Source organism: Brevundimonas intermedia, assembly GCF_027922165.1.
In the GTDB taxonomy this organism is placed as follows: Bacteria; Pseudomonadota; Alphaproteobacteria; order Caulobacterales; family Caulobacteraceae; genus Brevundimonas; species Brevundimonas intermedia.
In genome coordinates, this window is record NZ_BSFD01000001.1 from 229,925 (window position 1) to 242,227 (window position 12,303).

Here is a 12,303-nt window from a genome sequence, read left to right on the forward strand (position 1 = left end):
ATAGATCGACCTAACGCAGGTATTGATCATGCACTCCCACGCGCTTCACACCTTCAACCACCAAAATATCGCACCGATAGCCGATCGCGCCGTCGCGTCAGACCAGGAGCTCTATGAAGCCATGCGCGCCGGCGATGATCTCTGCTTGCGAACTTTGATGGAGCGGCACCGGGGAATGGCCCATGCCGTCTGCCGCAACATCCTGGGCGACGAAGTCGAGGCGGACGACGTGGTTCAGGAGGTGTTCTTCTCGCTGTGGAAGCGGGGCGGCTGGACCCCCGGCGACGTGCGCTTCACGACCTGGTTGCACCGAGTGCTGATCAACCGCTCGATCGACCATCGCAGACGGCGTCGCGATACGCCGACCGAGGCCGAAGCACTCGGCGCCGCAGTCGAGGATTTCGGCGCAGGCGGCGGTCCTGACGCGGAGGAGTTGATCACGCGCCAGGAAACGGCCGACCGGCTGCGCGCGGCGCTGCTTCGTCTGCCGACAGCCCAGCAACGGGTGCTGAGCCTGCACTATTTCGAGGACGCGGACGTGCCGGAGATCATGGCGCGGCTGGCGGCCACTGAAAACTCGGTGCGTTCCTTGCTTAAAAGAGGCAAGGTGGCGCTCCGGGAAGACCTACGGAAACAGAAGAAGATCTGGCCCCATGACCTTGACCGAACTGCACGCCACGCTTGACCGACTCGGCCCGGACATCAGCGCCTGGCCCGCGACCCTGGCTGAACCGGCGTTGGATCTGATTGCTGTCTCCGACGCCGCCAAGGACCTGTTCGCCGCGGCGACCGAGTCGTCGCTATGCGCAGACGCAGCGCCTGCGCCGCGCTGGGAGGCGACCACAACCGCGCCCTAAAGCGCCGGTTACGTCAGATCCGAAACACGACGGCTCAAGCCTGAGCGCCTGCGCTTCACCGTCGAAACAAGTTCACCGCACAACCGCCACCGGGACCAAGAACTGTGCGCCCCGACAATGTCGTCGTCGGGATATCTGCTCAACATGCTTTCAAGGTTCGCCACAGCGGCCGCCATTGCGCCGCTCGTGCTGGCTTCGGCCGCCCATGCCCAGGTCGACATCGGGTCCAAAAAGACCGCCCCAGTACTGACCTCGACGGTCTCCAACGGCGCGGCGTCTGACGTCACCGTGTCCGAAGATGGCTCCGTGGTGATGACCGGCGGCGTCGCTATCACCAGCGATTCCGACAATGACATCGTGCTGGAAGAGGGTTCCCTGATCACGATGGAGGAGGCTGAGGACGGCGACACCGGCATCCTGCTCGAGGCGGGGCAGACCGGCTACCTGACGATGGGGGGCGGCATCTCGATCACCGACGACATCGACAGCTATGAGGACGAGGACGACGACGGCGACTATGACGGCCCCTTCGCCAGCGGCAGCGACCGGTATGGCATCCGCGTCGCCGGCGACGGGGTCCGGACCGGCAATGTCCTGGTTGAGGACACGGGCAGCATCGCCGTTCAGGGTGACGATTCCGCCGGGATCTCGATCGAGAGCGCCCTGGCCGGCGATCTGACCGTCCTCGGGTCGGTGTCCGTGACCGGCGACAATGGCGTCGGCGTGCGGATCGCGGGCGACGTGGACGGCGACATCCTGCTGAGCGGAAGCTCGATTGCGGTGACCGGCGAAGGCTCGGTCGGGGTCTCGGTCGAGAACACCGTCTCGGGCGCCCTCCAGATCCAGTCTTCGGTCTCCAGCAACGGCTACCGTTACACCTACCAGCCGACCGCCGTGGCCGACCTGGACGATGACGATGCGGACGACGTGGACCTGTCCGACGACAGCCTCTACCTGGAAGACCTCGACGCGGACGATCTGCTCCAGGCGGGGTCGGCCGTTCAGGTCGCAGCCAGCATCGACGGCGGCATACTGCTAGGCGCTGCGCCGTCCTATGAGGACTCCGACGGAGAGGACGGCGACGACGACCGTGACGGCGTCACCAACGGCGACGAGGACGACGACGGCGACGGAACCATCAACGCTGATGACGACGACCGCGACGGCGACGGCATCCTGGACGAGAACGAGGGGACGTCGGCCATCAGCACCTATGGCGCCGCGCCCGCCCTGGCCATCGGCGCCGCGACGGGCGACATCGTCATCAGCGCCTATGGCGACACCGGCTATGGCCTGATCAACCAGGGCTCCATAACCGCCTCGGGCATCTTCGACGACATCGACGGGACGGCCGTTCTGATCGGCGGCGGGACCGGATCGACCGTGATCGAGGGCGGAATACTGAACGACGGTTCGATCACCGCCGGGTCCAGCGAGGCGAACGCCACCGCTCTGCGGCTGGCGTCAGGCGCCTCGACCCCGACCCTGGTCAACAGCGGCTCGATCACGGCGACGGCGACCACCGAAGGCCTGGACACGGCGGCCGGGGTGCTGATCGACGCCGACGCCGCCCTGGCCAGCATCGTCAACAGCGGGACCATCTCGACCTACATCTACGGCGAGGCGGGGGATGCGGTCGCCATTCGCGACGCCAGCGGTTCGGTGACCAGCCTGACCAACACCGGCGGCATCGTCAGCTACATCATCGCGACCGACAATGACGATGACGACGAGACGGATGACGAGGTGGTGACGGGCAAGACCATCGCCATCGACTTTGCGTCCAACACAACCGGCGTGACGATCACTCAGTCCGCCGCCGCCAACGACCTGTTGGCCGACTACGACGGGGACGGCCTGTACGACGACGAGGATCCGGACGACGACGACGACGGGATCCTGGACGCCGAGGACGACGACGACAACGATGACGATAACGACGGCGTCGCCGATACGGCGGAGCCCTATATCGTGGGCGACATCCTGCTGGGTTCGGGCGCCGACGTCGTCGATATCCAGAATGGCTATGTGGTCGGCGACATCGCTTTCGGGTCTGGAGCGGACAGCCTGTCGATCGACGGCGGCGCCACCTACCAGGGCGCTCTGTCGGACGAGGACGGATTGCTGGACATCAACATCATCGACGGCGTGCTGCAGGGGCTTCAAGGCGAGACGCTGAACCTCACCAGTCTGACGGTCGGCGAGAGCGGCGAGCTGTACTTCACCGTCGATCCCGACGCCGGGACCGTGGGCGACTATGTGGTGTCCGGCGCGGCGACCTTCGCGGACGGGGCGACGATCAGCCTGCACCTGGACTCGCTGGTCGACGACGGCGGCGAGACCGTGCGCCTGGTGACGGCCGGCTCGCTGTCCTACGGGGCCGTGCAGGGCACGGACCTGACGGGCAACTCGCCCTATATGATCGTCTCGAGCCTGTCGGCCGACGAGGCGGCGGGGACGATCGACGTGAATCTGCGCAAGCGCACGACCACGGAGATGGCGCTGTCCGGCGTGGAGACGGCGGCCTACGAGGCCTTCTACAGCGCCTTGAGCCGCGACGAAGACGTGATGGACGCCTTCCTGGACCAGGCCACCCGCGACGACTTCATGAACCTGTACGAGCAGACCCTGCCGGACCATTCCGGCGGCACGCTGATGTCACTGTCCAGCGGGGTCGAGGCCGTGACCCAGGCCCTGGCGAACCGCAACAGCACCGCCGCCGTCGGCGAGGTCAGCGGCTGGGTCCAGGAGATCAACTTCTACGAGGACAAGGACAAGACCGACACCTACGGCTATCGCTCGGAAGGCTTCGGCGTCGCGGGCGGGGTGGAGAAGATGACCGAAGCCGGCGCGGTCGGCGTCTCGGTGGCCCTGGCCTCGTCCGACATCCAGGACCCGGAGTCGGAGGCCGAGGAGGAACTGTCGTCCAATCTGCTCGAACTGGGTCTGTACTGGCGCGCCCAGGGCCACGGCTGGACCGGCTGGGCGCGGGGCGCCGTCGGCTACGCCATGTTCAACAGCACCCGCACCCTGGTCGGCGACGACGTCTATCTGAGCTCGGACGCGGACTGGGACGGCTATACGCTGTCGGCCGCGGGCGGCGTCTCCTACGAGCGCCGGTTCGGACGGCTGTCGCTGCGGCCCGAGGCCTATGCCGAATACTTCAGCCTGACGGAAGGTTCGCGCCGCGAGTCGGGCGGCGGGGACGCCTTCGACCTGGAGATCGACGGACGTACCGGCCATGTCGCCAGCGCCACCGCCGCACTGAAGATCGGCTACGGCCTGGGCCGCGACCAGATGTTCAGGCCGGAGCTGAAGCTGGGCTGGAAGGAGATCCTGTCGGCCGACTATGACGCGACGACCGCCCGCTACATCAGCGGGGGCGAGAGCTTCAGCTTGACCGGCGAACCGATCAGCGGCGGCGGGCCGGTGCTGGGCCTGGGCATGACCATGGCCAACGGATTGAGTTCCTTGAGCATTTCCGGCGACGCCCAGCTGCTGGAGGACTATGTCCGCTACAGCTTCCTGCTGAGGGCGACCTTCCTGTTCTAGAGGGCGATTGCACCCGGAAAAACCAGTGCAATAGAGTGCAATTTCCGGCTATATTATTGTTTTATAGCCGGAAAATTCTTGATCGACACTGCACGCTGCAATGGAGTGCAATTGTGCGGATCGGGCGGACGGCCCTTTGGGTGGGCTGTGCGCAGGCGATGGACATGTCAAAGACCGGAACAGCAGCCTAACACCGATCCGGGGAGCGCTAGGTAAAAAGCCTCGGCCGGTTGCCAACTAACTGGAAAAACGACGGTTATTCTTCAAAAATAGGATAGCCGGCGGCGCGGAGCGGTATCAATGGAGCATGATCCGCTTCGTTGTCATCCCACCCTCTTGACGCTCGCTTTCCACTCAGACGACCATTCGACAGACTTGGTTTGCGCCTGATCAAGGCGGCCGCCGGAACTGTCCTGCGATCAGAACGCTGTGCTAGCTATAGTCACGCTTGGAATGATCCTTTGAAATTCGCCCGTCGCCTCATCGTCCTGCCAATCCTGGCCTTGGGCCTGTCCGGCCTCGGGGCCTGCGCCTCAATGCCTGGCCTATCAGGCGTACAACTGAACCGGGATCAAGCGTCCCAGGGCGGAAAGACATTCGGCGACGGCGTGGGCCAGGCGGCGACGGCGCCGCTGGATGATCTCAACCTGCGGCGACAGGAGGTGCCCGAGATTCTGATCACCGCGCGCCGCGCCCCCTATGCGACGACGGGTCTGCAGCGTTGCTCGGCCGTCATCGCCCAGATCGACGCCTTGGACGAGGCCCTCGGCCCTGATGTCGATCAGCCGGCGCCGGCGACAGGCACGGGCGACCAGGCGGCCAACGCCGCGCTCGACATGGTTCGCGACACCGCCACCGATTTCATCCCCCTGAGGAGTTGGGTGCGCCGCCTGTCCGGCGCGGCGGCCCATGACCGGGAGGTTCAGGCGGCGATCCGCGCCGGCCTGGTGCGCCGCGGCTTTCTCAAGGGCATCGCTCAGCAGCGCCGCTGCACGCGAAGGGCGGGATAGTCGTCGGTCGGAGGGGAAGTGGATCGACCACCCGACAAGGCTCCGGCAAGCGCCGGGACCAGAATCCGTCATTCCGACCGACCTAAAAGGCGACAGTCCGGTCTTGGCGCCAATGTCGGCTTCCCTGCCTGACGCCCATTTCGCAAATCGACCCGATGCGGACTTCGGAAGCGTCAGCTTTCGGGCAGATTCACCTGCAAAGTGCTCCCTATCGGCACTTCGATTTTCGAAAGACCGATGAGCAGGAAAGCCTCGTTCTCCAACGGCTCAGGATTTCGGCGCAGCAGCCATTCCTTATACGCATCTGCCCTCAAGACAGTGCCGTCTGCCCTTGTGATTGTGGCCAGCAGCTTCTTACCGACAGGGAGGCTGGTGACCTGGTCGGTGGCGACCACTAATCCACGACCTGTGATGTCGAATGTGTCCGCAATGAGCATTGCTTCGAGTTATGGCAACTCCCGAACTTTGTGTGAAGGTCCGCGTTCCGCCCTTTCCAGCCCGTCGGAATGTCCGCTTCCTGGCGCCGCGGCCAGGTTTGCTGACGCGGCGGTGTGGGTGGGGTGACGAAAGGCGTGGCGGGACAGACGATAGCGGGGTTGGGCACATTCACCCCGTCATCCTCGGGCTTGACCCGAGGATCGGATGCGGATCGGGCCGTGCGCGCGCCACAGACGCAATGCGGCGGCCCCTCCCCACAAGCAGGGAGCAACCACGTCCGCTCTCCACTGGCCTTCCGGCTTTCGTCATTCCGGGCGGAGGGCCGCTTGGCCCGGAGACCCGGAACCCAGCGGCGCGCGGGAGCGCGAAACTGTCGCGGATTCGCTGGTCCAGCATCGTGAGGCTGAACCATTTCGCCTTCGGCGCCGCTGGGTTCCGGGTCTCCGCTACGCTCCGCCCGGAATGACGAAAGGAAAGAAGACGTCGGCGACCTTCGCCCCCTCGCCTGCGCGAGGGACGGGGCCTTCGATCAGCTCTCGGCCTGCCAGCCGCCGGCCAGCGCGCGGAACAGGGCGATCTGGTAGGTGGTGACCAGGGCGTCGGACTGGGCCAGGGCGGCGTCGGCGGCGGCCTGGGTGCGTTCGGCGTCGAGCACTACCAGGAAGCTGTCGGCGCCGGCGTTGAAACGCTGACGCGACAGGTTGGCGGCGCGGGCCGCCTGATCGCGGGCCTCGGTCAGGGCGGCGCGGCGGTCCAGTTCGTTGGCGTAGTTGCTGAGCGCCGTCTCGGTCTCTTGCAGGGCCGTCAGCACCGTCTGGTCGAAGGTGGCCAGGGCGGCGTCGGAGCGGGCGTCGGCGGCCTTGATCTGGGCGCGGGCGGCGAAGAGGTTGGGGAAGGACCAGCTGATCAGCGGACCGAAGCTGAAACGGTAGTTCTGGTCATCGCCCAGTTCGCTGGAGTCCAGGGCGGTGGAGCCGAAGGAGCCGCCCAGGCTGATCTGGGGATACAGGTTGGCGGTCGCCACGTTCACGCGGGCGGCGGCGGCAGCCAGGTTCGCCTCGGCCTGGCGAACGTCGGGACGACGCGCCAACAGGGCGGCGCCGTCGCCGATCGGGATCGGCCGGCTGAGTTGCGGCGGCCGGACGCAGGCGGCGGCGGCCTGGCTAGCCTCGGCCGGGGTGACGCCTGTCAGGGTCGCCAGCCGGTACAGGGCCTCGTTGCGCGACGCCCGCAGCGTCGGCAGGGTCGCCGCCGTCTGGGCCAGGGCCGCACGGGCGCTGGCCACGTCCAGGCCGGTGCCCGCCCCGCCGTCGAGCAGGGTCTGGGTCAGGTTGGAGGTGTTGCGCTGCAGCTCCAGCGTCCGTTCGGCCACCGCGATCTGGGCGTTGGCCGAGCAGGCGTCGGCATAGGCGCGGGTCGTCTCGGCCGCGACCGAGACCTGAACCGTGGCCAGGGCGGCCTCGGCTGCGCGGGCGTCAGCGCGGGCGGCGCGGATGGTCGATTCCACCCGGCCGAACAGATCGACCTCGTAGCTGGCCGTAAGACCGGCGTCATAGGTGTCGACCTCGGGGGCGTCCTCGCCTGCAGGCAGGCCGTTGACCGTGGCGGCCGAGGCGCGGCTGCGCTGGGCCTGGGCGCTGGTGGTGGTGGTCGGGAACCGGCCCACGCGCGCCTCGGACAGGGACGCCCGAACCGCGCGCAGGTTGGCGAAGGCCGCCTCCAGCTCGTTGTTCTCGGCGAAGGCCTGACGGATCAGGCCGTCCAGCGTCGGGTCGTCATACAGCCGCCACCAGTCGTCTCGCGCCGGAGCGGTCGAGACCGTGGTCGAGGCGGCGCCGATGAAGGCGCCCGTCCCGGCCACAGGCAGGTCGGCGGCCGGCGCCCGGGGCCCGACCGCGCAGGCGGCGAGCAAGGCGCTGGCGGCTGCGGCGGTCAGGAAGCTGAGGGTCTTGGTGCGGGTCATCAGATGTCCCCTCCCCGCCCGGTGGCCGGAGCCGGCGCATCGGGATCGGTCAGGCTGGAAGTTTGATCGTAACGGACGGCTTCAGTCTTGGTCGGCGTCGGCGTCTTGCCTTGCGGCAGTTTGGACGACATCCAACGGGTCACGACATAGAAGACCGGCGTGAAGATCAGGCCGAAGAAGGTCACCCCCAGCATGCCGGAGAAGACCGCCGTGCCCAGCGACTGGCGCATTTCGGCGCCGGGGCCGGTCGCCAGCATCAGCGGCACGACGCCGAGGATGAAGGCGAAGGAGGTCATCAGGATCGGGCGCAGACGGCTGCGGGCGGCATGCACGGCCGCGTCGAAGCGGTTCATGCCCTCCTCCTCTTCCGCCTGTTTGGCGAACTCGACGATCAGGATGGCGTTCTTGGCCGCAAGCGCGATCAGAACGACCAGGCCGATCTGGACCAGGATGTTGTTGTCCAGACCCCGCAAGTTCACGCCGATGATGGCCGCGAGCAGACACATCGGCACGATCAGGATGACCGCCAGCGGAAGCGTGAAGGCTTCATACTGGGCCGCCAGCACCAGGAAGACGAAGACCACGGCCATCAGGAAGATCATCGTCGCGCCCGATCCGGCCGCCTTCTGCTGGTAGGCCAGCTCGGTCCACTCGTAGGAGAAGCCTTGCGGCAGGGTGCTGGTCGCCATCTGCTCCATGACCTGCAGCGCCTGGCCGGAGGACACGCCCATGGCGGCATTGCCCTGAAGCTCGGACGCCGGGAACAGGTTGTAGCGGACGATCCGCGACGGACCCGAGTCATTGACCAGGTTGGCCACCGAACCGATCGGCACCATGGCCCCGCTGGACGAGCGGGTCTTCAGGTTGGCGATATCGGCGATGTCGTCGCGGTACTGGGGCTCGGCCTGGGCCGTGACCCGGTAGGTGCGGCCCAGCAGGTTGAAGTCGTTCACATAGGACGAGCCCAGATAGACCCCGAGGGTGTCGAACACGGCGCTGGGCTGAACGCCCATCATCAACGCCTTGTCACGATCCACGTCGGCCGAGATGCGGGGCGAGCCGGTGTTGTAGGTCGAAAAGACCTGGCTGACCTGATCCGGGGCCTGGGCGGCGGCGCCCATCATGGCGAAGGTCGCCCCCTCCAGCGCGCGGTAGCCGGCGCCCGAGGTGTCCTGGATCATCATCTTGAAGCCGTTGCCGTTGCCCAGCCCCTGGACCGCCGGCGGAGCGATGACGAAGATCTGCGCGTCCTCGATCTGACCCGTAGCCTGGGTGATGGCTCCGGCCAGGGCGGTCGCGGCCTCTTCCTTGGTCCGGTCCTCGAAGGGGCTCAGACGCACGAAGATGGTGGCGGCGTTGGAGCCGAACGAGAAGCTGGCGCCGTCGAGGCCGGCGAAGGCCACAGTGCCGTCGACGCCATTGGTGTCGCGGATGATCTGGCTGGCGCGTTGCATGATCGCCTCTGTGCGATCCAGCGAGGCGCCGGCGGGCAGTTGGATGACGCCGATCAGGAAGCCCTGATCCTGCTCGGGAATAAAGCCCGAGGGCGTATCGACCAGACGCCAGGCGGTCAGGCCCAGCAGACCGGCGTAGATGATCAGCACCAGACCCACGGTGCGCACCAGGCGCGCCGTCAGACGGCCGTAGCGATCCGACAGCCAGTCGAAGCCCTCGTTGAACTTACGCCCGGCCCAGCCGCCGTAATAGACGACCGAACCCAGGACGCCCGGCTTGCGCGCGTTCTCGTGGTCCTTCTTGTGCGGCTTCAGCAGCAGGGCGGCCATGGCCGGCGACAGGGTCAGCGACACGAACAACGAGATGACCGAGGCCGAGGCGATGACCACCGCGAACTGGCGGTAGAAGATGCCCGGAATGCCCGGAACGAACATGGTCGGGACGAACACTGACACCAGCACCAGGCCGATGGCGATCAGAGCACCCGAGACCTCCTGCATTGATCGATAGGCGGCCTCCTTTGGAGACAGGCCTTCGCTGATGGCCCGTTCCACGTTCTCGACCACGACGATGGCGTCATCGACGACGATGCCGACCGCGAGGACGAGGGCGAACAGGGACAGGGAGTTGATCGAATAGCCGAGGGCCAGCTGCACCGCGAAGGTGCCGACCAGGGCGACCGGGATGGCCACGATGGGGATGATGGCCGCGCGCCAGGTCTGGAGGAAGACCATGACCACGATCACGACCAGGAAGACGGCCTCAATCAGGGTGTGCTGGACCGACTCCACCGAGGCGGCGACGAACTCAGTCGGGTTATAGGGGACGGACAGCTCCATGCCGGCGGGCAGCTCGGCCTGGACGGCCTCGACCTCGGCGAGCACGCGTTCGGCGGTGCCCAGGGCGTTGGCCCCCGGCTGCTGAACAATGGCCAGACCGACGCCGCGCTGGCCGTCGAAGAAGCCGCGGATCCCGTAATCCTGGGCGCCCAGTTCGATCCGCGCCACGTCGCGCAGATAGGTGACGCGCCCTTCGCTGTCGGTCTTGAGGACGACGTTGGAGAACTGGTCGGGATCGGTCAGACGACCCTGAACCTGGATCGGCAGTTGGAAGGCCGAGGCGTTGTTCGCGAACGGGGGCTGGCCGATCGAGCCGGCGGCGGCCTGGACGTTCTGGGCTTGCAGAGCGGCGACGATGTCGGGGCCGGTCAGACCGCGCTCGGCCGCCTTGGCCGGGTCGATCCAGATCCGCATCGAATAGTTGCCGCCGCCGAAGACCTGGACGGCGCCCACGCCCTCGAGCCGCAGCAGGCGGTCCCGCAGCGTCGAGTTGCCGTAGTTGCCGACATAGTCGTTGCTCAGCGAGCCGTCGGGCGAGGTCAGACCCAGCACCATCAGGAAGCCGCTCTCGGCCTTGTTGACCACCACGCCGGTCTGACGGACCGCGTCGGGAAGACGGGGTTCAGCCAGGGAGACGCGGTTCTGGACCAGCACCTGGGCGGCGTCCAGGTCGGTGCCGGGCTGGAAGGTGACGGTGATGGCCACCGCCCCGTCCGAGGTGGACGAGGAGGTGATGTAGAGCATGTCCTCGACGCCGTTCACCTCCTGCTCGATGGGGGCGGCGACGGTTTCGGCCAGGGTCTCGGCCGAGGCGCCGGGATAGGAGGCGTTGATGGTGATCGTGGGCGGCGCGATCTCCGGGTACTGCGACAGGGGCAGCAGCGGATAGGCGAAGACGCCGATGATGGTGATCACCACCGAGATCACGGCCGCAAAGATCGGCCGGTCGATGAAGAAGCGGGATATGTTCATGGCTTAGTCGCCGGTGGAGAGGCTGCTGGCGAACGAACCGGTCGAAGCCGGGGCCGCCTGGGTGACCGGCGCGTCCGACGCCTGTTCGGCGACAGGGGCGATGCGGCCGTTCTTGGGGGTGACCTTGGAGCCCGGCTGGGCGGCGCGCTGGAGACCGGCGATGATCACGCGGTCGGTCGGGGCCAGGCCCGACTTGATCACGCGCAGGCCCTGGACGATCGGACCCAGCTGGACGGGCTTGGCCGTGACCGAACCGTCGGCGTTGACGACCGAGACGACGCGGCGCGACTGATCGGTGCCGATGGCGGTGTCCGGCACCAGCAGAGCGTCGTAGGAGCCGGCGCCCGCGACCTGGGCGCGGCCGAACAGGCCGGGACGCAGGAAGCCGTCGCCGTTCGGCACGATGGCGCGCATGCGGATGACGCCCGACGCGGTGTCCAGCGCATTGTCCGAGAAGTCCAGGCGACCGGTGCGGGTGAAGCCGCTCTCATCTTGCAGACGGATGCGGACCGGGGCGCCGTTGGCGGCGCCGCCGTCGCGCAGATACTTCAGCAGGACCGCTTCCGAGCCGTCGAAGACGAAGTGGATAGGACCGCCCGAGATGATGGTGGTCAGGATGTCGCCCGCCGAAGAGCCGCCGGCGACCAGATTGCCCGGATCGACCCGACGATCCGAGACCCGGCCCGAGGTCGGCGCCGTGACGCGGGTGTATTCCAGATCCAGCTGGGCGGTGCGCACGGCCGCGTTGGCGGCGGCGAGATTGGCTACCGCCGCGTCGACCGCGGCCTTGTTGGAATCATACTCCGCCTTGGACACCGCCTGCGAGGCCAGAAGCGTCTCGCTGCGGGCCAGGTTGGCGCGCGCCAGGGTCAGCTGCGACTGCATCTGGGCAACCTGGGCTTGGGCCTGGGCCAGGGCGGCCTGGGCCGGTCGCGGGTCCAGGGTGAACAGCAACTGGCCGCGCTGGACCATCTGGCCGTCGCGGAAGTGGACGGCCTGGACATAGCCGCCGACGCGGGCGCGAACGTCCACGCTCTCGACCGCTTCAAAGCGGCCCGTGAATTCGTCCCAGTCCACCACCTGCTGCTGCAGTGGCGTGGCCACCGTCACCGGCGGAGCGCCGCCGGGCGCCTGGCCTTCGGCCTTGGGGGAACAACCATATAGCGCACCCGTCACCATGACGGACACGGCCGCAATCTTCAGCCCGCGCATCTGCG

At 67.2% G+C, this 12,303-nt stretch carries 8 protein-coding genes; 4 read left to right on the top strand and 4 right to left on the bottom strand.

What is annotated here, in order from left to right; all coding sequences use genetic code 11:
• Positions 1 to 28 precede the first annotated feature (28 nt).
• The 4 genes from PKE72_RS01105 (at position 29) to PKE72_RS01120 (ending at position 5,419) form a co-directional block, all read left to right on the top strand.
• Positions 29 to 685 carry an RNA polymerase sigma factor gene (locus tag PKE72_RS01105; protein ID WP_271163629.1) on the top strand — a complete coding sequence of 219 codons (657 nt, stop codon included), beginning with the start codon at positions 29 to 31 and terminating at the stop codon, positions 683 to 685.
• Positions 654 to 857: a hypothetical protein gene (locus tag PKE72_RS01110; RefSeq protein ID WP_271163630.1), complete on the top strand. Its 204-nt coding sequence runs from the start codon at positions 654 to 656 to the stop codon at positions 855 to 857. Before PKE72_RS01105 ends, PKE72_RS01110 begins: the two co-directional genes overlap by 32 nt.
• A gap of 144 nt (positions 858 to 1,001) precedes the next feature.
• Entirely contained in the window at positions 1,002 to 4,409 is a 3,408-nt protein-coding gene (locus PKE72_RS01115; protein WP_271163631.1) for an autotransporter outer membrane beta-barrel domain-containing protein, read from the top strand.
• Positions 4,410 to 4,870: 461 nt separating this feature from the next.
• Positions 4,871 to 5,419: a hypothetical protein gene (locus PKE72_RS01120; RefSeq protein ID WP_271163632.1), complete on the top strand. Its 549-nt coding sequence runs from the start codon at positions 4,871 to 4,873 to the stop codon at positions 5,417 to 5,419.
• A gap of 173 nt (positions 5,420 to 5,592) precedes the next feature.
• Here the strand turns inward: PKE72_RS01120 and PKE72_RS01125 are convergent, their stop codons facing one another.
• The 4 genes from PKE72_RS01125 to PKE72_RS01140 all read right to left on the bottom strand — a co-directional run bounded on the left by PKE72_RS01125 (position 5,593) and on the right by PKE72_RS01140 (position 12,298).
• Entirely contained in the window at positions 5,593 to 5,856 is a 264-nt protein-coding gene (locus PKE72_RS01125; protein WP_271163633.1) for a hypothetical protein, read from the bottom strand.
• A gap of 530 nt (positions 5,857 to 6,386) precedes the next feature.
• On the bottom strand, positions 6,387 to 7,820 hold the full coding sequence (locus tag PKE72_RS01130) for an efflux transporter outer membrane subunit (protein ID WP_271163634.1): 1,434 nt from the start codon (positions 7,818 to 7,820) through the stop codon (positions 6,387 to 6,389).
• Entirely contained in the window at positions 7,820 to 11,086 is a 3,267-nt protein-coding gene (locus tag PKE72_RS01135; protein WP_271163635.1) for an efflux RND transporter permease subunit, read from the bottom strand. Before PKE72_RS01135 ends, PKE72_RS01130 begins: the two co-directional genes overlap by 1 nt.
• Positions 11,087 to 11,089: 3 nt before the next feature.
• The gene (locus tag PKE72_RS01140) at positions 11,090 to 12,298 is read right to left on the bottom strand and encodes an efflux RND transporter periplasmic adaptor subunit (RefSeq protein ID WP_271163636.1); all 1,209 of its coding nucleotides are present in this window, start codon (positions 12,296 to 12,298) and stop codon (positions 11,090 to 11,092) included.
• Between the last annotated feature and the right edge of the window lie 5 nt (positions 12,299 to 12,303).